Consider the following 19,441-nt stretch of genomic DNA (forward strand, 5'->3'; position numbering starts at 1 on the left):
GAGTCACCCGATCACGGCACCGTGTCCTTGCGGGCGACCGACGAGCTCCGGAAGCCGGCGATCTTCGCGTCGACCTCGGCGGGCGAGAGGATCGCGTCCTTGGCGAAGTACACCCAGTCCGCGTCCTCGTGGTACGTGCGCGAGCTGCCCTGGGCCGCGTCGAGCTGGTCGAACCAGACCTGGAAGCTCAGGTACTGGCCCTCCTCCGGGACGAACCTGGACGCGTGCGTCGCCCTCGCCACCCCGTCGATGTAGTACGTGATCGACGTGCTGGTGATCTGTATTACAAGCGTATGCCAGCCGTCGTGGCTCCCCGACACGAGGCTCGACGTCTTGTCGGTCGTCGTCTCCCACGAGGTCAGCCACATCGTGCTGGTGTTGCCCTGCCCCCAGCCGCCGTTCGGCATGTACTCGAAATCCTGCTCCGAGTAGTCCGGGACGCCTTCGACATAGTCGGTGATCGTGAAGAACGTCTCGATCGGCTTGTCGCCGAAGAGGCGCGCGCCGGACAGCGGCGTATCGTAGAACTTCACCCGGGCGGCGTACGTGCCCAGCCGGAACTTCCTCGCCGTGGACATGACCTCCGCATGCGAGCTCCCCGCGGCCGCGCCGTTCGTGGTCGCCTTGAGCCGCATCAGCTTGTTCGCCCCGTTCGCCGGATCGGCGACCAGCGAGACGTTGGACGGCAGCCACTGCGCGCCGCTCACCCCGGGCCCGCCCGACCAGCTCCGCAGCGACCAAGACGCGCGAAAGCTGCTGTCGCCGGTGCCCGTGTAGCTGAAGTCGTCGAAGAGCTCGGCCACGACAGAGCTTCCGGCGGGCGTCGTCGCGCTCGCCTGATTGGACGCCCCCGACTCGCTCCCCCCGCTCGAGGCCGTGACCTTGTAATGGTAGGTGGTGGACGCCGACAGGCCGGTGCTGTCGTAGCTGGTCGACGTCACCCCGGAGGCGATCCGGTTGCCCGCCGCGGGCGCGAACCCCGGCGTGGTCGAGCGGTACACGCTGTAGCTCGTCGCCCCGCTGCTCGCCGACCAGCTCAGCGCGATCGCGCTCGAGCTCACCGCCGTCGCCGTCAGCGACGCCGGCGCCGCGGGCGCCGCCACGGTGCCGCTCGGCGGCGTCCCGCCGCGCAGGCCGCCCGTGGGCGCCGAGCCGGCGTCGTGCACGGTGATCCGGCTCCAGTTGGCGAAGGTGGTCTGGCTGCCGTACGAGTAGTCGTCGGTCTCATCGACGTTGACGCCGAACTGGATCCCGAGGTCGATCGGCTGGGTCGTCGCCCCCGGGGCGAGGCTCCCGGCGCTGCTCGAGAAGCCGATCTCCACGTAGCCGTCGGCGCCGCTCGAGGAGACGCTCCGGGTCGCCAGCGTGATGTTGCTGCAGGACGGGCTCCACCACCAGCACGCCGGGGTCACGGCCGCGGCGCCGTTCTTCTTGAACCAGTACCGCACCACGACTCTGTTCAGCGGCACCGTCGCCGTGGTGTTGTTGCGCAGCCGGATGCCGGCCTCCGCGATCGTGTCGTTCGGGGCGGCTACATCGTAGTTGGCGTATTGAACGGTGAAGTCGGTCGTCGCGGCGAGGCCCTCGCTCCGGGGGCACACGAGGGACATGACGACGACGACGCCCAGCCACGCGAGGCGGAGGCCGCGAGCCCGCAGGACGAGGCCGGCCCTCCCGCCGCGGGGCGACGGGCGCCTGCGCTCGGCCGGTCGCGCCTGGTGACGATCGCTCCGTGAAGCTCTCGATTGCGATTCCATCCACTGCACCTCTTTCTGGCGATGTCCGCCGGCTCCGAGGCGATCGCGTGGAATCGTCCAGTCACCCGCGAGGCCGGCACGGACCGATGCGTTTCGCTACAGGGGCGGTGGAAAGGTGCGCAATCGGTCGAGGTCGCTCCCGGTAGCCCTGTCTGCATGCCGCCACCGGCGCCGCTCCTTCGGAAAATCGTCCTGAGGCCGCCGGCAGCTGCGCCGGCTCGGGCGAGCGTCCTTCAGCCCCCTTCGAGGCAGATCGCGCGCACGAAGCGCCTCACGGTCGAGGCGCGGTGCTCGGCATAGTAGCCCTCCGCCGCCGCCCTCGAATCCTCGCCCGGCGCCTCGAGGCACCCCGCGATGATCTCGTAGCCGTCCTGGAGCCGGCTCGGGTCCCCGGGGTGCGCGCGACGATACTCGCGCACGAGCTCGCGCATGCGCGCGCCGTCCCGCGCGCTCATCGCGTCGTTCAGCAGCGCAATCAGACCATTTTCATGCTGCATCTCGAGGTGACGCGGCGTGACGGGGTGGGGGTGAGCGGGGCCGTCGTGCCGGTCGTCGGGGCTCGGCCCGACGACCGGCAGGTCGATGGCCGCCGCGGCGAGCTCGGCGCCGGCGGCCGGCGCGGGCGGCTCGCTCGCCCTGTGGCGCGACGCCGCCTCGCGCGGCGCCTCCTGCGGCGCTCCCTGCCGGGACGAGGGCAGCCGCCGTCCATCGGGCTCTTGCGAGCGATCGACGAGCCATAGCGCCGCGCCGAGGAGCACCAGCGCGGCCACGCCCCAGCGCCCGCGCGTCGACCTCACGGAATCGTCACCGTCCACGTCACCGTCTCCTGCGAGCGGGGCCAGTTGTCGCGACCCCAGCAGGGATCGTAGTACCTGGGGTCGGTCGACGGCGGCGGGTCCAGGCACTCGCCGCTGCGGTAGCGCACCCACGCTTCGCCGGCGTTGTCGTAGGCCCTCGCGACGATCGTGTGCGTGCCCGGAGCGAGGCCCGCCGCGGCGACGTTGTAGACGGGGCCGCCGTCGGTCGCGATCACCTCGCCGTCGAGCGTCCAATCGACGCTGATGACCTCGGGATCGATCACGTTGACCGCGAGCGTCGCCGGGTCGGTGACGGCGCCGGCGGGCGGATCGGCCGAGTCTACCGGCTTGATGCGCATCCAGATATCCATGATCATCTTCTCGCGCGAGACCGGGTTGAAGCTCGTGTTCTTGTGGCCTCCAAACAGGCTGTTCATCATCGAGTTCGACGACGGGCGGTACTGTCCGCCGTCGACGTAGCGGCTGCCGACGAAGGTGCCCTGGAGGCCCGTGGCGTCGGCGGCGTCGTAGCCCAGCCACTTGTCCCATTTGCCGGCCGTCGTCGCGCAATCGGCCGTCGAGTTCACCTCGACGTACTCGGTGCCGCTGCCGCCGCACGTGTTCGCGCCGCAGCCCGCGCCCGTCGCCTTGGCGCAGTACTCGTCGGCGAGCTGATGAAAGCCGTGGCCGCCTTCGTGCAGGGCCGCGCCGGGAGCCTCCGGATGCGCGCCCGACCAGAGCATCCAGGAGGAGCCCGTGTTCCACCAGCGATCGTTGTTCAGCACGATGGCGTGCCAGTCGACCTCGAAGTCGTCGGGGAGGTTCGCCTCGAGCGCGGCGTCCGCCGCGCGGGTATCGCAGTCCGCGAGGCGGCTCTCGTCGTCGCCGGTGCAGCCGAGCACGCCCGGGACGCCGTTCGAGGGGCTGACCAGCTTGATGGCGCAGATGTTGACGAACTTGCGATATCTGCCGTACGGCTCGCCGATCGGGCTGCTGAAGCGCAGGGCCATCGCCGCCTCGATGTGCTCGAGGTACGTGGTGTTCACGGCCGCGGCGTCGTAGCCGTCGCCGAGGATGACGTAGTTGACGCGGTTTTCAGGCGGGCCCGCGCTCTCGATGGCCACGCCGTTCGTGCCGCAGTCGAGCACGTAAGCCGAGCCGCCGCCTCCAGCGCCGCCGGGCACGAAAGCACCCCCGGCGCCCGTGCCGGCCGAGCCGCCCTGGGCCGCGCCGTCCGCGCCGCCCGAGCCTGGACCGCCGACGCCTCCGGCGCCGCCGCCCGCCGAGCCGCCGGCCGCGAGATTGCCGCCCTCCGACGTGCTGCCGCTGTCCGACGTCGTGCCGCTGTCAGGTGCCTCGCCGCAGGCGCACAGCGCCACCAAACATGAAACGCGCGGGATCCAGCTCGACTTCATCGATTTAACCTCACGACTCCTCGCCGGTGGTACCCATCGCGCCGTCGTCGATGAAAAGGTCCAACCGCGCATCCACCCACCCGGAGCGACGCGCCAGAAGACCCCCTTCGAGGCCGGAATGTGAACGTTAACATGGCCGCTGTCAACGGCGATCGGCCGGCCCGCGGCGATATCGAGCCGATGCAGGAAAACGCCCATTGGTTCTCCTCTCGAGCGCCGCGTCAAGTCAAGAAGAGGGGAGGACGTGTCACGCCGGCCAGGGCGCCGCGCCCGCGAGGAGCGTCGGCCAGCGAGGCGTCAGGCCGCCTTGGCCCACGCCGCGAGCGCGCCGAGCAGGCGCTGGAACCCGGGCCGGGACAGCCCGTAAAAGGAGAGCCGCCCGGGGGAGCGCCAGCGCCGCGCGTCCTGCTGGGCCAGATTCACGAGGTCGGGCGGTACGGCCGACGCGTTGAGGCAGCCCACGCCCCAGCCCGCGCGCACCGCGGCGACCGCGGCCTGGCTGCCGCTGCAGGTGAGCCGCACCTCGTGGGCTCGGCCGCCGCGCGCGAGCGCGCCGAGCGCCATGGCGCGCACGGGGCAGTCCGACCCGAGCAGGACCAGCGGGATGGCGCCTTCGGCCGGCGGTCGAACGCCGGCGCCGACCACCCACGCGAGCGGCTCGCGGCGCAGCAGGCGCGCGTCGGGGAGCGGCTCGCTGGCGGTCACGACGACCGCATCGGCGTCGCCGGCCTGCCACCGCCGCTGCAGCTCCGCCGAGCTCGCCCAGAGGAGCTCGAGCCGGGCGCCGGCCGCCTGATGCTCGAGCAAGGCGAGCAGCGCCTGGAGCCGGTGCGGAAGGAAGTACTCGCTGATCCCGATGCGCCACACGCCCTGCTGCGGCGCGGGCTTCAGCGCGGCCTGGGCGGCGGCCTGCAGCTCGAGCAGGCGCTGCGCGTAGGGCAGGAACCGCTCGCCCTGCGCGCTCAGGCGCAGCGAGCGGGTGGTGCGCTCGACGAGGCGCGCGCCGAGCGCGGTCTCGAGCTGGCGCAGGTGCGTGCTCACGGCGGAGGGCGTGCGGTGCACCTGCTGGGCCGCGCGCGCCACCGCGCCGCTGGCGGCGATGGCGACGAAGCTCTGCAACCAGAGCGGCTCGAGGTGATTCATCAGAATTTCTGCCGAATAGGACGAAATTGTTCTGCTTCTCTGCGCAATGATGGCGACCTAGAATGAGGGCGTCAATTCGAAAGGAGCCGTCATGCCCTATATCCATATCCAGATCTCGGGCCCCGCCGACGACGCGCTCGCGCAGCGGACCGCCGCCGCGGCGAGCGCGCTGACCGCGCAGATCTTGCACAAGGACCCGTCGCTCACCGCGGTGGTGATCGACTTCATCGAGCCCTCGCGCTGGTTCGTCGCCGGGCGCGCGCTGTCGCAGCAGGGCGCGCGCTCGTATCACTGGATGGTCAGCATCACCGACGAGACCAACACCAAGGCCGAGAAGGCGGCCTACCTGAGGGCGGTCCACGAGGCGATGCGCGAGCTCCTCGGCGAGGTGGCGGAGCACTCCTACATCCATATCGCGGACCTGCGCGCCAGCGCCTACGGCTACGGCGGGCTCACGCAGGAGCACCGCTACCAGCGCCCCGCATGACGGCGAAGCGCACGGTGACGGCCCCGTCGCTTGACCGCCGTGAGCATTGACACGCCGTTTCCCTGGGCTTGACACAGAGCATCATGAGGTCGCGAGAGCTTGACACGGAGCATCATGGCGGCGCGTCGAGCCCCGGAAAATTCGTCGCCGATCCGAAAGTCAAGCTCCGCGAGGCCAAGGCTGTAGGGACATCCCTGCTGCGTGCGCTCGTCGGCTCGATGAGACGATGAAGAGATCCACCCCCGTGGGAAAGCGACACTCTGTCGATAATTATCCAGCCATGCCCGCATGGCGGGGCACATCCCATCTTGACCCCTTGTTTTATGGCGGGTAGTGTACAGCCCCGGTTGGCAACCCGTCGGTGTTGCCTGTCTGCGAATTCTGCACAGGGTCGACGTCGAGCGCGACCAAGCCTTGAGATTGGATTGGCTTGCGGTTGTGTCACGGGGGCGTGGACGCTCGAAGCCGTGTACCGTGCGCTGAGTTCGGGCTTAAAGAAAGAGCGGAGCTATGAGAATCCGAGGAAGCCATATCTTCTTGTGTTCCTTTTCCATCGCCGGCCTGCTGGCCATCGGCTGCGGCGGTGACAGCTCGAGCGGGTCCAGCGGCGACACCACGGGCTCCGGCGGCGCGGGCGCGAGCGCGGGCGTTGGCGCTGGCACCCCGACCAGCAGCGGCGTTGGCGCTGGCACCCCGACCAGCAGCGGCGTTGGCGCTGGCACCCCGACCAGCAGCGGCGTTGGCGCTGGCATGCCCACGGGCACGGGCGTCGGCGGCGGCGGCGGCGGCACCACCAACCCGAACGGGGATCCCACGCCGGCGACCGATGACTCGCCGCCCGGCAAGTTCCGTGTCAATCCCGAGAACGGCCGCGTGATGATCGACGGCGTGGACACCCAGGTCCGCGGCGGCAACTGGTTCGGGCTCGAGGGACAGGACGACCTCGAGCGCCCCGGCGCCATGGAGCTCTTCATCGGGTCGATGTCTTGGGTGACGACCACGCGCACCATCGCGGATACGATGAAGGAGCTCACGAGCTCCGATCTCAAGTTCAACACGATCCGGCTTCCCATCGCGCCGCAGACCCTGGACGCCGCCCACCCGGACGGCGACTACACCAAGACGCCCAAGCTCAAGAACAACAATCCGACGGCCTATCCGTACGCCAACGCCTACGCGGCGCTCGAGGACTTCCTCAAGCAGGCCGACGCGAACGGGCTGTACGTCATCCTGGGCTTGCACTCCTGCTCGAACCACATCGGGTGGCGCAAGGGCAAGCTCGACGATGCCCCGCCGTGGGTCGACAGCTCGCGCGAGAACTACGACTACAAGAAGGACAACTACACCTGCGCTTCGGGTGAGGACGCCTACAACAAGGAGAAGTGGCTCGCGAATATCCGTACGATGGCGGCGCTGCCCAAGAAGCTCGGGATCGACAATATCCTCGGCATCGATTGCTTCAACGAGCCGTGGAAGTACAGCTGGGCGGAGTGGGCGGACCTGGCCAAGGAGTGCTACGACGCCATCAAATCGCAGAATGACGACATCATCGCGGTGGTCCAGGGCGTGTCGGGCAGCCACCAGACCCCGGGCGGCTCGGGCCTGGATCTGACGCCGGAGCCCCACGGCGATGAGAACCTCAACCCGAACTGGGGTGAGAACTTCTACGGGCAGCACACCTACCCGATCCAGATCCCCAGGAATCGGCTCTGCTTCTCGCCCCACACCTACGGGCCTGCCGTGTTCGTTCAGAAGCAGCACGTCGATCAGTCCCAGGCCGGGTGCGCCGGGCTCGAGGACGAGGCTGCCGCGGCGGCCAAGTGCGGGCTGGACATCGAGCGGTCCAACCCGGATGCCGTCGCGAGGCTGGAGAAGCAGTGGGACGAGCACTTCGGGTTCCTCCACGACGAGAAGTTCTGCGTGATCACCGGCGAGTACGGCGGCGTGAAGGACTGGCCGAAGAACGAGATGGAGCCCGCCCTGGCCCAGATGTGGGCGCACTTGCCTGCCGGCAAGCGCTACGACTGGGAGTGGCAGAACATGTACACGGATTACCTGATCAAGAAGAAGATGACGGACTTCACCTACTGGTCCATCAACCCCGAGTCGGGTGATACGGGCGGCATCTACGGCCACAAGTACACCGACGCCGACAAGACGGGCTGGGGCACCTGGACGGGGCTCGACACCGAGAAGGTCCAGATGCTGGCCCGCCTCAAGTAGACCGAGCCGCAGATCGTGACGACCGCCCGCAGGCCTGGTCCTGCGGGCGGTTTCTTTTTTCCGCCGCCCCGGGCGCCAGCCGGACGTGTCAGTCCGCTCGCTCCTCGTCGAGCCGGTGCTTCCGGCGGTAGCGCCCCGGCGACATGTCCATGACGCGCCGGAACACCTTGCCGAACGAGCTCTCCGACTCGTAGCCGACCGCCGTCGCGATCGCCGCGAGCTTCATCGGCCGGTTCTCGCGCATCATGCTCGCGGCCCGCACCATCCGCCACTGCGTCAGGTGATCGAGCGGCGTCTCCCCGACGAGCTCGCGAAACCGCGCGGCGAACGCCGAGCGCGACATCGAGGCGACGCGCGCGAGCCGACGAGCGGCACGAGCGCCTGCTCGTCGACGCCGAGCAAGCAGGAGCCGCGGGTCACGATGAGACAGATCCCCTTCTTGCCCGGAAACTGGAGCCCGAACGGGGCCGTGAGCTCGAGCCTGCCGTAGAGGTGCCCCTGGGTCCGGAACAGCGCCATGATCTCGGTGAGAACATCCACATCACCCTCGCTCGCGTGGCGTTTTGGACCAGAAAACCGGCGCATTCGACATGGATGCTCCAGGCCGTGAGGCGTACGGTGCGGTCACCGCGTGAGCATAAGCGGCCGTGACCGCCAGGTCCACGTCGGCCGCGGAGGACGTCATTCCCGCGGTGAGGAGCTCTCGATGCGCTACAAGATTCTCGGCCGGCGAACCGGCCTCAAGGTCTCCGCGTTGTGTCTGGGCACCGGGATGTTCGGGAGGGCGTGGGGCTACGGCGCCGCGCCGGACGAGGCGCGGAGCATCCTGCAGGGCTATGTCGAGGCGGGCGGCAACTTCATCGACACCGCCGACAATTACCAGCACGGCGAGGCAGAGCGGCTGATCGGCGAGATCGTCGCCCCGTATCGGAACGACCTCGTCATCGCGTCCAAGTTCAGCCGCGGCGCCGGCCCGGCGCCGGCGCTGGCATGACCGGAGGCCGGTGGGAGCAGATCGACTTCCCCGAGCGGACCGTCGCGTGAGCCGTGGCGGGGCGGGGGGCGGCTTCCGGCGCCGCGGATGGTGTGCGCGCACGTGGGCGCGGAGGTGTAGGATGCCGCGATGCGAAGGCTGGCCCTGTTCTTTCTGACGCTGGTCGCGATCGCGTGGAGCGCGCCCTCGCCCGCGAGAGCGCAGCCGAGCGCGCTCGACCGGCAAGGGACCTCGGCGGCCCCCTCGCGCACGGCCATCGTCGGGTTCACCGCGTCGCTGACGGGGAACGTCAACGTCGAGTCGACCCGGCAGACCAACGGCATCAAGATGTGGGTGGACGACGTCAACGAGGCCGGCGGCATCCGCCTCGCCGACGGCAGCGTCGTCACCGTCGATATCCGGTTCTATGACGACGAGAGCAACAAGGATCGTGTCCAGCAGCTCTACACCCGGCTTATCAACGAGGACAGGGCCGATTTCCTGATCAGCCCGTACAGCAGCGGCCTGACGGACGCCGCGGCCGTCATCGCCGAGCAGTACGGCCGCGTCATGGTCACGGCGGGCGCGTCGTCGGACTCGACGCATGACAAGGGCTATTCGCTGGCCTTCATGACCTACACGCCCGCGAGCCGCTACCTGACCGGCGCCTTCGATCTGCTGGCCCACCTCGACCCGTCGGCGAAGAGGGTCGCGATCGTCCACGAGCGGGACAAGTTCTCCACGGACGTGGCCACGGCGGCCAAGAGCCACGGCGAGGCCAAGGGCTACGAGATCGTCCTCTTCGAAGGCTACGCCAGCGGCACCACCGACTTCGCGCCGTTCATCAACAGGATGCCGGGCGACGTGGACGCCATCATGGGCGGCGGCCACTTCGCCGACACGAGCACCTTCGCCAGGCAGCTCGCGGAGAAGGGCATTCACGCCAAGTTCGTCGCGCTGCTCGTGGCGCCGCCGGAGCCGCGGTTCGGCGAGCTCGGCGCGGCGGCGCTCGGCGTGATCGGGCCGAGCCAGTGGGAGTCCACCGTGAAGTACAGCCCCGAGGCCGCGCGCGCCGCGGGCCTCCCCTGGCACGGGCCCTCGGTGCACGACTTCGTCGCTCGCTACAGAGAGCGGTTCGGCGATACGCCGTCGTACCACGGCGCGGGGGGCTACGCCGCGGGCCTGATCCTGGAGCAGGCCGTCGCGCGGGCGGGGTCGCTGGAGACGGCGAAGGTCAAGGCGGCGCTCGACGGCACGGACATGCTGACGTTCTTCGGCCACACGAAGTACGACACCAGCGCGAAACGGCACGGCCGCCAGGTCGGTCACGAGATGGTCTACATCCAGTGGCAGAAGGACGAGCAGGGGAGGCTCGTCAAGCGGGTCGTCTGGCCCGAGGACGCCAGCACGGCCAAACCCCTGTATCCGGCCCGCGATCAGGCGGCCGCGGGCCCGAGCCAGCTGCTGACGTCGCTCGTGGACGGGCTCATGCTCGGGTTCGTGTACGGCCTCGCGGCGATGGGCATGACGCTCATCTGGGGGATCCTGCGCATCATCAACCTGAGCCACGGCGCGGTCATCGCGCTCGGGATGTTCGCCAGCTACTTCCTGTTCACGCACCTCGGCGTGAACCCGTATGTCGGGCTGGTCGCCGTGGCCGGGGCGGGCCTGCTGCTCGGGCTCCTGATCTACCCCGTGGCCGTGCACCGCGTGATCCACGCGCCGCACCACCTGACGACCCTGCTGGCCACGTTCGCCGTCAACATGATCTTCATCGGGCTGGGCACGGCGCTCCTGACCACCACCCCGCGCAACATCGACTACTCCCTCGGCACGGCGCGCCTCGGCCCGGTGGCGCTCCCGGGCACGCGCCTCATGGCGGCCCTGATGGCCATCCTCGTCGCGTCGGCGCTCACCTTGTTTCTGCGCCGGACGCGGCTCGGCAAGGCCATCCGCGCGGTGGCGAGCAACCGCGCCTCGGCGGAGCTGATGGGCATCCCTTCCTCTCGCGTGCTGGCCCTCAGCTTCGGGCTCGGGACGATGCTCGCGGCGGCGTCCGGCGCGCTCATCGCCACGTTCTTTCCCTTCACCATCCTGAGCGGCGAGTCGTACCAGCTCAAATCGTTCGTCATCGGCGTGCTGGGCGGCCTCGGCAACCCCATCGGCGCGCTCGCCGGAGGGCTCCTGCTCGGCATGCTGGAGGGGCTCATCCCCATCTTCCTCCCCGTGAGCTGGGTGCCCGTGGTGGAGTTCGCCCTCTTCGTCCTCGTGCTGCTGCTCCGCCCGAGCGGCCTCATGGGAGCCCGCACATGAACGCGCACCGACGCCCCGCCTTCTGGCTGACGCTCCTCCTCGTCGCGGCGCTCGGCGCCCTCCCGCTCGCGACGCGCGGCGACACGCTGCGCGAGGCGATGTTCACCCTGCTGATGTTCGTCACGCTCGCCTCCAGCCTGAACCTCTTGCTCGGGTACACGGGCTACGTGAACTTCGGCCACATCGTGTTCTTCGGGCTGGGTGGGTACACCGGCTTTTACCTCCTGAGCCAGCGGGGCGTCTCGCTCTACCTCGCGATGCTCGCCGGCGGCCTCGCCGCCTCCGCGCTGGCCGGCCTGCTCGGCCTCGCCATCCTGCGCCTGCGGGGCGCTTACTTCGCGCTGGCCACGATCGGGATCAACGAGGCGGCGCGGGCCTTCGTGAACAACGTCTCCCTGTTCGGCGGCGCGACGGGGCTGTCGATCAACTTCTCCGTGTACGGGGAGTACGGCGGCCCGTCGAGGGCGCTGTGGCTCACGTACTCCCTGCTCCTGGCGGTCACCGTGGTGGTGGTCGCCATCAGCTTGCTCGTGAAGAGCTCGCGGTTCGGGCTCGGCCTGCTCAGCATCCGCGAGGACGAGGACGCGGCGCTCGTCATGGGCGTGAACGCGCCGCGGCTGAAGACGCTCGCCTACGTGCTGTCGGCGTTCTTCCCGGGCGTGGCCGGCACGCTCTACTTCTTCAAGAACGGCAATGTCGAGCCGGGCGACGCCTTCCGCCTGCACACCTCCATCGAGACGCTGGTCATGGTGATGCTGGGCGGCGCGGGGACGGCGCTCGGGCCGGTCCTCGGGGCGGCCGCGTACGATCGCCTCCGCAGCTTCCTGCTCACGACGCCGCTCTTCAAGGATCTCCACCTGGCCTTCGCGGGGGGCGTGCTCCTGCTCATCGTCCTGTTCGTGCCCTCCGGGGTCGTCGGCTGGCTGCGCGCGCGCCTGCCCCGCGCGCGGGGGGTGCTCGAATGATGCTGCACGTCCAGGGGATCGCACGGCGCTTCGGCGGCCTGCAAGCGCTGAGCGACGTCACGTTCGGCGTCGCGGACGGGGAGATCCTCGGCCTCATCGGGCCGAACGGCGCGGGGAAGACGACGCTCTTCAACGTGGTGAGCGGCGTGCACCCGCCGGACAAGGGCCGTATCGTCTTCCGCGGCCAGGACATCACCGGCCTGCCGCCGTACCGCGTGGCGCGCCTCGGGCTGGCCCGCACCTTCCAGATCGTGCGGCCGCTGCACGACCTCACCGTGCGCGAGAACGTGATGCTCGGCGCCTGCTACGGCCGCGAGCGCCACGGGCGCGGCGCGGCCGCCCGGGTGGCGGACGAGGTGCTCGCGCTGGTGGGCCTCGGCGAGCGCGCCGCGCAGCTGGCCGGCAGCCTGAACGTCGCGCAGAAGAAGCGGCTGGAGCTGGCGCGCGCCCTCGCGGCCCGGCCGTACCTGCTGCTGCTCGACGAGGTCCTCGCGGGGCTGAACCCCGCCGAGGTCGGCCGGATGATCGACATGATCCGCCACATCCGCGCGCAGGGGGTCACGATCCTGATGATCGAGCACCTCATGCAGGCGATGATGAGCCTCTCCGATCGGATCGTGGTGCTGGACTATGGCAAGCTCATCGCCGAGGGGGAGCCGCGGGCGGTGGCCGCGGATCCGAGCGTGATCGAGGCGTACCTCGGCGACCCGAAGCTCGGGCGAGAGCTCTTGGCAGGAGGCTCGGATGGCGGCAGCGCTCGAGGTTACTGAGCTGGTCACGGGCTACGGCGAGGTGCAGATCCTGTGGGGGGTGAGCCTGCGCCTCGAGCCGGGGAGGCTGACGGCGCTCGTGGGCTCGAACGGGGCGGGCAAGACGACGCTCCTGCGCGCCGCGACGGGGCTCTTGCCCGCGTGGCGCGGCTCGGTGGTCTTCGCGGGCCACGACGTGACGCGCCTCCCCGCGCACGCCCGCGCCGCCGAGGGGCTCGCGCTGGTGCCGGAGGGGCGGCAGCTGTTCGCCGACATGACGGTGCTCGAGAACCTCGAGCTAGGCGCCTTCTCGAGGCGGGCCCAGCCGGGCTTGCGGCGCAACCTGGAGCGCGTGTTCGAGATGTTCCCGCGCCTCGCGGACCGGCGCGGCCAGAAGGCGGGCACGCTCAGCGGCGGCGAGCAGCAGATGGTCGCCGTCGCCCGGGGGCTGATGGCCGAGCCGAAGGTGCTGATGCTCGACGAGCTGTCGCTGGGCCTCTCGCCCCGGCTGGTGCTCGATCTCTTCGAGTCGCTGCGCCGGCTCAAGGCCGAGGGGCTGACGATGCTCCTCGTCGAGCAGAACGTGGCCATGGCCATGGCGGTGAGCGACTACGCCTATGTGCTGGCGGAGGGGCGCGTCCACCTGGAGGGCGAGGCGAGTGAGCTGGCGAGGAAGGAGGAAGTGCGGAGGGCCTATCTCGGGCTGTGAATCCCCCCGGCCCTCGGCGGGCGGGCGGCCGTGCTAGGCTGGGGCGATGAGACGCGAGAGCCCTGAGGTCCCGCCTCCGCCCGTGGCCGGCGAGGTTCGCGGCACCTTGGTCCGGCAGCTCGAGATAGCGTGGCAGCTCACCAGCTTCCATCTCGACGGGCTCACCACCGAAGAGTGCTTGTGGCGCCCTGCGGACGAGGGATTGCACGTTCGTCGGACCGACGATGGAACGTGGCGCGCCGACTGGCCGGAGCACGAGGGATACGATCTCGGCCCGCCGAGCATCGCCTGGGTGACGTGGCATCTCGGGTTCTGGTGGTCGATGGTGCTCGACCACTCGTTCGGCGACGGAGCCCTCGCGCGCGAGGACGTGACCTGGCCTGGCGACGCCGACGGCGTGCGCGCGTGGCTCGGCGGGCTTCAGGAACGGTGGCGGGCGGCGATCGAGCAGGCCACCGACGACGACCTGCGCTCGACGCGGCGGACGCGGTGGCCTTTCCAGGACCGGCCGTTCGGCGACGTCGTGGCGTGGGCCAACGTCGAGCTCACGAAGAACGCCGCGGAGATCGGCTACGCGCGCTTCCTCTACGCGCGAAGGCCGCGCGGTTAAGGGGCGAGTTCGGTCCCGTCCGGAGAGGTGGCCGCTGCGCCGCTCAGCGCCAGGCGGATGGCTTGCTCGACGGGTGAGTAGTCGCCGCGCTCGCGTTCGAGCGATAGCGGCTCGGTCGGGAGCAGGGGGGGCTGAGCCATGAAGCGCGGGCGCGCGCCGCGGTGCGGCTGCGCGGAGTGGACGAGGAACGGGTGGCACAGATAGACCGTTCCCGCGTCGCCCGCCGCGAGCACCTGCGGCCGATGCGCCGTCTCCGCGAAGCCGTTCGCGGCCAGCTCGCGCAAGGTCATCCCCGGCTCGCCGGCCGGCGCCAGCTGCCGCGCGATGTCGAGGTGCGACCCCGCTCGGATGCGCGTCGGCGCGTCGTCCTCGCCCACATCCGAGAAGAGAAAGAGCATGAGCAGCGCGCGGCCGCGCGACCGGACGTTCGCGCGCCACTCCATGAAATCGGGGTTCTCGGTGCCGAAGCTCACGTCGATGTGCCAGCCCGCGTCCCCCGGGTCGAGGGGCGAGGGGAAGCGGATGGGGAACGTGCCGAGGGCGGCGCACGGTTGCCAGCGCCCGCTGCCGACCAGCTGATCGAGCGCGGCGCGGAGCACCGGGGTGTTCGCGGCCTCGGCGAAGGGTCGCTGGCCGTAGTGCCCGAGTCGAACCACCGGCTTCGTCCAGGTCTTGGGGTCGTCCGGGGTCATGCCTGTGTCGCGCCACAGGATGGCGCGGGCCTCGTCGGCCAGCGCCCGGGGGAACGCCGCGTCGATGCGGACGAAGCCCTGGGTGATGAAGTGCTCGATCTGCGAATGGCTCAACTCGGTCATGGGGCGGATCACCTTGTACCGACCGTCTCGGCGGCGCAAGTTCGGCTTCAGGTGCAAAGTTGTCGTGTTGGCGCAGGGGGCCAATGCCACTGCATGTTTCCTCTCGATGGAAAACGCCAAGCGTAGGCGTTTTCAGGCGAATGTCGCAGATCACTTCCACCGGTCGCGGGAATTGTAGGCGCCGGGCTCCCGGCGTGGGCATCGCTGAGCGTGTGCGCTCCGGCTCGCGTCGCAGTCGATCGGCGCTCCCGCTCCTGGAATCTCCACCCCAATCGCTCAACTCTCGGAAGTCCAACATGACCATGAACCGTTCTTCTCGATGGCTGTGCGGCACGACGTGGATCGTGCTCGGGCTCGCGACCCTCTCTGGCTGCTCCGATGGGGGCGATGGCGGCGAGGGGGGCGCGGGCGGCGAGGGGGGAGCGGGCACCATCACGACCACGACCACCACCGGCGCCAGCGCTGGCCCGACGACGAGCAGCAGCAGCAGCAGCAGCTCGGTCACGAGCGGCACCGGGGGGGCGGGGACGACCAGCTCTTCGACGACCGGCGGTTCGAGCGCGGGCGGCGGCGGGGCGGGCGGTGAGGACAACGGGGCCGGCGGAGGCGGCGGGACCCCTGCCGCGAAGTTCGTCGGCAACATCACGACGAGCGGCGCTGTGCGCAACGGCTTCGCGACGTACTGGAACCAGATCACGCCCGAGAACGAGGGCAAGTGGGGCTCCGTCGAGAGCTCCCGCGGCCGTCGCGACTGGAGCAAGCTCGACGCGATCTACAAGTACGCCAAGGACAACAACATCATCTTCAAGCACCACGTCTTCGTGTGGGGCAGCCAGCAACCGAACTGGGTCGGAGGCCTCTCCGGGTCGGAGCAGCAGGCGGCCGTGCGGGACTGGATGAAGTCGTTCTGCGAGCGCTACCCCGACACGAAGTACATCGACGTCGTCAACGAGCCGCCGCCCCACACCACGCCGTCGTACAAGAACGGCATCGGCGGCGACGGCGCCAGCGGCTGGGACTGGATCGTGAACTCCTTCAAGTGGGCTCGCGAGTTCTGCCCTGGCGCGGTCTTGATCCTCAACGACTACAACAACATCGAGTACGAGAACGACCACAACAACTTCGTGCGGATCGCGAGGGCGGTCATCGACGCGGGCGCCCCGGTCGACGCGCTCGGCGCTCAGGCCCACGACGCCTACAAGATCAACACCAGCACCGTGAAGGGCTACCTCGACAAGCTCGCCGCGCTGGGCAAGCCCGTGTACATCACCGAGTACGATATCGGCATCGCGGACGACAACCAGCAGAAGAGGGTGATGGAGGAGCAGTTCACGATGTTCTGGAATCACCCCGCCGTTCCGGGCATCACCTTGTGGGGCTACATCGTCGGCACCACCTGGCGGGACAACACCGGCATTCAGCATTCGAACGGCACCATGCGGCCGGCCATGGCCTGGCTCATGGAGTTCCTGGGTCGCGGTGGTCCCTGACGTCACGCTGACCCGATGATCTGCGCGAGCTCCCTCCGCGGAGGGAGCTCGTCGAAGCTCGATTCACCCGCCGCGCGTCCACCGCGATAGGCTCGCCTGGCCGGCGAAATCCCTGGAAGGGATCGCGCCGGCCGGGGAGCGCCGCCGATCACAGCGGCACTTCGAGCACGTCTTCGCAGGTGAAGTCGACGCCCAGGGACACTTCGACCTGGGCTTGCACCACGGCGCACGTGTCGTCGCAGAGCACGATCGCGGTCGGGTTCGCGGGATCGTCGTAGCGCCAGGTGCCCGCGGCAGCGCAGGCCTGATCGTACACGAGCGACGTCGGGGTGTTGGTCGTGGCGCTCGTGTATTTCACGTCCACCTTCTGCTTGTCGAACGTCCTCCCGTCGGGGGGCGGCGGGATCGGGATCGTGCACGAGACCGCGGCGCCGCGGATCTCCTCGACGGCCGCCTTGAACGCGGCCGTGGTGTCCGCCGCGTTGCCGGTGTCGATGATGAACGCCTCTCCTGTATCGCCCGCCGCCGCGATCACGCGCAGGTTCTCATCGAGGCTCGGCGGCGCGCCCTCCACCGGCGGGCTGTTGACCCCGATCACGAACGTGGAGATGCCGGCGGCGCGCGCCGCCTCGACGCGCTCGACGACGGCCTCGATCGAGTTCGACTGGCGGCATTGCTCCGGATAGCCGTCGGTCACGAGGACGATCGCGTATTTCCCGGGGTTCAGCTGGCGTTGCTCCTCGATGTACGCGGTCGTGCCTTCGATCACGAATGCAGTCGGCGTGCCGATGCGCCAGCTCCGGTCGTCCTGAGGCGTGACGGCATCGATCGCCTCGCCGAACGCCGGAGACGGCAGCGGCGTCATTGCGACGTTCGGCGCCAGGTACGTGCTTGCGTTGCACATCTGTCCCGCGCCAGGGAAGAACGTGAGCGACGCCCGGAACCCGGCCGAGGCGGGATCCACGAAGAACTGCTTCGTCGCGGCGACGACGGGATCCCACTTGAGCGACCGATCGCGCCAGGGCACATCGTTCGCGCCCATGCTGCCCGACACGTCGAACGCGAAGGCGAGGTACACCTGCTGGAACCCGGCCTGGGAGGTCTCGGTGGCGCACGCCTGCCCTGCTGCCGTCGAGCCGCCGCTGCTGGCGCCGTTTGCACCGGAATTCCCGCTCGATCCTAGATCGTTCCCGCTGCCAAAGCTGTCATCGTAGCCGGTGGCGGTGCCGGCGCCGTTGCCGGTGCCGTCGCCGTTGCCGGTGCCGTTGCCGGTGCTGTTCTGGGAGCCTCCGTCGCCCTCGCCGCCGCCCGGAACCCCGCCGCATGCGGCGCTGGCCAAACTCACCATCGACAAAGCTATGGCCATCGTAGGCAATCTCATAAATCCACTCCTCTTCGAGCGCATGCCAGGCGCGATACGCCAGCACGACGCACATAAAAACGAGAGGTCTCCGGAGGCGGAATTTTGCAGGATCGCGCCTCGTCGGAGCCCCGGGATCGATGAGGAGTATAATCGATGACGCTGATCTTTGCGCGGGATACGGCCTGAAAAGTGGTTGCGTCGTACTGCGACCATCACGGCGCAATGCGGCGATCGCGCAAGGTCTCTGTAGTCCATCCAGGCTGCACACGCGGCGCCGCGGATAGAGGATCAGCGATCCGCCCTCGTAAGAATGCGACGATCTATTGGCAATCGATCGACACTCCGATGGACGATCCGACCGAGGTCGGGGTCGCCCCGGAGCCTCGGCCGGGTCCGCTCGGTCCTGGAGAGGGGCGGCTGGCGCGATATCGGAGGTCGAGTTGCTGCCGCCGTCGGCGACCTCGATGCGGTCGATCGCACGCTCCCGCTCTCCTCGTCGCCCTTCGCCGGGCGAGGGCGGCCGTGGCCCCGTGCGCGAGGAAGAACGGGATTGCGGCGCCGCGCGTCGGGGCGCTAGGTTGAGCGTCACGAGCACGAGCGCCATGGGGGCAAGGAGTTTTCGATGAGCCGATATCCCGACAAGGAACCGGAGTGCCTGGGCGCCGACAGCGCGAACATCGACCTCGTGATCGAGCCGCGCCCGCGGGATCTGGGCGGCTTCACGGTGCGCAGGTCGCTCCCAGCGGCGCAGCGACGTCACGTCGGGCCCTTTCTCTTCTTCGATCACATGGGCCCCGTCGACTTCGCGCCGGGTCAGGGGATCGATGTCCGGCCGCATCCGCACATCGCGCTCGCGACCATCACGTATCTCCTCGAAGGGGAGTTCGTGCATCGCGACAGCATCGGCTCGGAGCAGCCGATCCGGCCGGGCGACGTGAACTGGATGGTCGCGGGGCGCGGCGTGGTCCACTCGGAGCGAACCGCGCCGGAGGTGCGGGCGCGCGGCGCCAGGATGCACGGGATCCAGACGTGGGTCGCGCTCCCGCAGCAAGACGAGGAGATCGAGCCGCGCTTCGAGCATCACCCGCGCCAGACGATGCCCGTCGTGCGCCGCAACGGCGCGGAGCTCCACGTCATCGCCGGGACCGCCTACGGCGCGAAGGCGCCCACGGGGGTCCTGTCGCCGACGCTCTACGTGCATGCTCGGCTCGACGCCGGCGCGACGCTGCCGATCGACGACGAGCACGAGGAGCGCGCGATCTACGTGGTCGACGGGGCGATCGCGTGCGACGGCAAGCGCTTCGGCGCGGGCGCGATGCTCGTGCTCCGTCCGCGCGCGGCCGTCGCCGCGGAGGCGATCGGCGCGACGAACCTCATGCTCATCGGCGGCGCGCCGCTCGACGGACCTCGCCACATCACCTGGAACTTCGTGGCGAGCTCCAAGGAGCGCATCGAGCGAGCGAAGGCCGACTGGCGCGAGGGCCGCTTCCCCACGATCCCCGGCGATGACACCGAGTTCATTCCGCTCCCGGAAGGCTCGTGACGCGAGCCCGCGGCGGGCTCCGGGAGCACGGAACGCGAAGCGTCTCCCCGCCGCCGCCGGAGGAGCGCGTCCTTGGCCGTCTTTTCGGT

18 protein-coding genes are annotated in these 19,441 nt (G+C 69.6%); 10 read left to right on the forward strand and 8 right to left on the reverse strand.

The features are described from left to right. Window positions 1–11: 11 nt before the first annotated feature. The 4 genes from WMF33_RS19995 to WMF33_RS20010 all read right to left on the reverse strand — a co-directional run bounded on the left by WMF33_RS19995 (window position 12) and on the right by WMF33_RS20010 (window position 5,112). Complete coding sequence (locus tag WMF33_RS19995; RefSeq protein ID WP_437338633.1) at window positions 12–1,757, reverse strand: cellulose binding domain-containing protein; 1,746 nt, start codon at window positions 1,755–1,757, stop codon at window positions 12–14. Between the two features lie 233 nt (window positions 1,758–1,990). Continuing rightward, window positions 1,991–2,572, reverse strand: a complete 582-nt coding sequence (locus WMF33_RS20000; protein ID WP_437338634.1) for a hypothetical protein — start codon at window positions 2,570–2,572, stop codon at window positions 1,991–1,993. After that, on the reverse strand, window positions 2,551–3,969 hold the full coding sequence (locus WMF33_RS20005) for a M64 family metallopeptidase (protein WP_437338635.1): 1,419 nt from the start codon (window positions 3,967–3,969) through the stop codon (window positions 2,551–2,553). Before WMF33_RS20005 ends, WMF33_RS20000 begins: the two co-directional genes overlap by 22 nt. Before the next feature lie 297 nt (window positions 3,970–4,266). Then, window positions 4,267–5,112: a LysR family transcriptional regulator gene (locus tag WMF33_RS20010; RefSeq protein WP_437338636.1), complete on the reverse strand. Its 846-nt coding sequence runs from the start codon at window positions 5,110–5,112 to the stop codon at window positions 4,267–4,269. Window positions 5,113–5,203: 91 nt separating this feature from the next. Between WMF33_RS20010 and WMF33_RS20015 the strand changes: the two genes are divergently transcribed. Next, window positions 5,204–5,599 (forward strand): tautomerase family protein, encoded by a 396-nt coding sequence (locus WMF33_RS20015; RefSeq protein WP_437338637.1) that lies wholly within the window; start codon window positions 5,204–5,206, stop codon window positions 5,597–5,599. Between the two features lie 750 nt (window positions 5,600–6,349). Further along, entirely contained in the window at window positions 6,350–7,822 is a 1,473-nt protein-coding gene (locus tag WMF33_RS20020; protein ID WP_437338638.1) for a glycoside hydrolase family 5 protein, read from the forward strand. Between the two features lie 88 nt (window positions 7,823–7,910). On the opposite strand, the gene WMF33_RS20025 is transcribed toward WMF33_RS20020, so the two are convergent. Next, entirely contained in the window at window positions 7,911–8,165 is a 255-nt protein-coding gene (locus WMF33_RS20025) for a helix-turn-helix transcriptional regulator (protein WP_437338639.1), read from the reverse strand. After that, on the reverse strand, window positions 8,099–8,362 hold the full coding sequence (locus tag WMF33_RS20030) for a cupin domain-containing protein (protein WP_437338640.1): 264 nt from the start codon (window positions 8,360–8,362) through the stop codon (window positions 8,099–8,101). The genes WMF33_RS20025 and WMF33_RS20030 overlap by 67 nt, the downstream gene beginning before the upstream one ends. 166 nt (window positions 8,363–8,528) lie before the next feature. Between WMF33_RS20030 and WMF33_RS20035 the strand changes: the two genes are divergently transcribed. The 6 genes from WMF33_RS20035 to WMF33_RS20060 all read left to right on the forward strand — a co-directional run bounded on the left by WMF33_RS20035 (window position 8,529) and on the right by WMF33_RS20060 (window position 14,141). After that, window positions 8,529–8,816, forward strand: a complete 288-nt coding sequence (locus WMF33_RS20035; RefSeq protein ID WP_437338641.1) for an aldo/keto reductase — start codon at window positions 8,529–8,531, stop codon at window positions 8,814–8,816. 129 nt (window positions 8,817–8,945) lie between these two features. Beyond that, on the forward strand, window positions 8,946–11,108 hold the full coding sequence (locus WMF33_RS20040; RefSeq protein ID WP_437338642.1) for an ABC transporter substrate-binding protein: 2,163 nt from the start codon (window positions 8,946–8,948) through the stop codon (window positions 11,106–11,108). Further along, window positions 11,105–12,073, forward strand: coding sequence for a branched-chain amino acid ABC transporter permease (locus WMF33_RS20045; RefSeq protein WP_437338643.1), 969 nt, complete (start codon window positions 11,105–11,107; stop codon window positions 12,071–12,073). Before WMF33_RS20040 ends, WMF33_RS20045 begins: the two co-directional genes overlap by 4 nt. Further along, entirely contained in the window at window positions 12,073–12,843 is a 771-nt protein-coding gene (locus WMF33_RS20050) for an ABC transporter ATP-binding protein (protein ID WP_437339500.1), read from the forward strand. The genes WMF33_RS20045 and WMF33_RS20050 overlap by 1 nt, the downstream gene beginning before the upstream one ends. Next, window positions 12,818–13,531, forward strand: coding sequence for an ABC transporter ATP-binding protein (locus tag WMF33_RS20055; protein WP_020735987.1), 714 nt, complete (start codon window positions 12,818–12,820; stop codon window positions 13,529–13,531). Before WMF33_RS20050 ends, WMF33_RS20055 begins: the two co-directional genes overlap by 26 nt. A gap of 46 nt (window positions 13,532–13,577) precedes the next feature. Continuing rightward, window positions 13,578–14,141 (forward strand): DinB family protein, encoded by a 564-nt coding sequence (locus WMF33_RS20060; RefSeq protein ID WP_437338644.1) that lies wholly within the window; start codon window positions 13,578–13,580, stop codon window positions 14,139–14,141. Here WMF33_RS20060 and WMF33_RS20065 read toward each other — a convergent pair. After that, entirely contained in the window at window positions 14,138–14,956 is an 819-nt protein-coding gene (locus tag WMF33_RS20065) for a phytanoyl-CoA dioxygenase family protein (protein ID WP_437338645.1), read from the reverse strand. The genes WMF33_RS20060 and WMF33_RS20065 overlap by 4 nt on opposite strands. Before the next feature lie 302 nt (window positions 14,957–15,258). Here WMF33_RS20065 and WMF33_RS20070 point away from each other — a divergent pair, with 302 nt between their 5' ends. After that, on the forward strand, window positions 15,259–16,446 hold the full coding sequence (locus WMF33_RS20070; RefSeq protein WP_437338646.1) for an endo-1,4-beta-xylanase: 1,188 nt from the start codon (window positions 15,259–15,261) through the stop codon (window positions 16,444–16,446). A 148-nt stretch (window positions 16,447–16,594) separates the two neighbouring features. On the opposite strand, the gene WMF33_RS20075 is transcribed toward WMF33_RS20070, so the two are convergent. Next, window positions 16,595–17,851, reverse strand: a complete 1,257-nt coding sequence (locus tag WMF33_RS20075; protein WP_437338647.1) for a vWA domain-containing protein — start codon at window positions 17,849–17,851, stop codon at window positions 16,595–16,597. 580 nt (window positions 17,852–18,431) lie between these two features. Here WMF33_RS20075 and WMF33_RS20080 point away from each other — a divergent pair. Continuing rightward, entirely contained in the window at window positions 18,432–19,352 is a 921-nt protein-coding gene (locus WMF33_RS20080) for a pirin family protein (RefSeq protein WP_437338648.1), read from the forward strand. Window positions 19,353–19,441 lie beyond the last annotated feature (89 nt).

The organism is Sorangium sp. So ce394, assembly GCF_051474665.1.
Classification (GTDB): Bacteria; Myxococcota_A; Polyangia; order Polyangiales; family Polyangiaceae; genus Sorangium; species Sorangium cellulosum_D.

Coding starts and splice junctions, on each gene's coding strand:
- WMF33_RS20070 (WP_437338646.1), top strand. CDS start 15,259: ATGAACCGTTCTTCTCGATGGCTGTGCGGCACGACGTGGATCGTGCTC.
- WMF33_RS20060 (WP_437338644.1), top strand. CDS start 13,578: ATGAGACGCGAGAGCCCTGAGGTCCCGCCTCCGCCCGTGGCCGGCGAG.
- WMF33_RS20035 (WP_437338641.1), top strand. CDS start 8,529: ATGCGCTACAAGATTCTCGGCCGGCGAACCGGCCTCAAGGTCTCCGCG.
- WMF33_RS19995 (WP_437338633.1), bottom strand. CDS start 1,757: ATGGAATCGCAATCGAGAGCTTCACGGAGCGATCGTCACCAGGCGCGA.
- WMF33_RS20025 (WP_437338639.1), bottom strand. CDS start 8,165: ATGTCGCGCTCGGCGTTCGCCGCGCGGTTTCGCGAGCTCGTCGGGGAG.
- WMF33_RS20005 (WP_437338635.1), bottom strand. CDS start 3,969: ATGAAGTCGAGCTGGATCCCGCGCGTTTCATGTTTGGTGGCGCTGTGC.
- WMF33_RS20040 (WP_437338642.1), top strand. CDS start 8,946: ATGCGAAGGCTGGCCCTGTTCTTTCTGACGCTGGTCGCGATCGCGTGG.
- WMF33_RS20075 (WP_437338647.1), bottom strand. CDS start 17,851: ATGCGCTCGAAGAGGAGTGGATTTATGAGATTGCCTACGATGGCCATA.
- WMF33_RS20065 (WP_437338645.1), bottom strand. CDS start 14,956: ATGACCGAGTTGAGCCATTCGCAGATCGAGCACTTCATCACCCAGGGC.
- WMF33_RS20010 (WP_437338636.1), bottom strand. CDS start 5,112: ATGAATCACCTCGAGCCGCTCTGGTTGCAGAGCTTCGTCGCCATCGCC.
- WMF33_RS20080 (WP_437338648.1), top strand. CDS start 18,432: ATGAGCCGATATCCCGACAAGGAACCGGAGTGCCTGGGCGCCGACAGC.
- WMF33_RS20055 (WP_020735987.1), top strand. CDS start 12,818: ATGGCGGCAGCGCTCGAGGTTACTGAGCTGGTCACGGGCTACGGCGAG.
- WMF33_RS20020 (WP_437338638.1), top strand. CDS start 6,350: ATGCCCACGGGCACGGGCGTCGGCGGCGGCGGCGGCGGCACCACCAAC.
- WMF33_RS20045 (WP_437338643.1), top strand. CDS start 11,105: ATGAACGCGCACCGACGCCCCGCCTTCTGGCTGACGCTCCTCCTCGTC.
- WMF33_RS20015 (WP_437338637.1), top strand. CDS start 5,204: ATGCCCTATATCCATATCCAGATCTCGGGCCCCGCCGACGACGCGCTC.
- WMF33_RS20050 (WP_437339500.1), top strand. CDS start 12,073: ATGCTGCACGTCCAGGGGATCGCACGGCGCTTCGGCGGCCTGCAAGCG.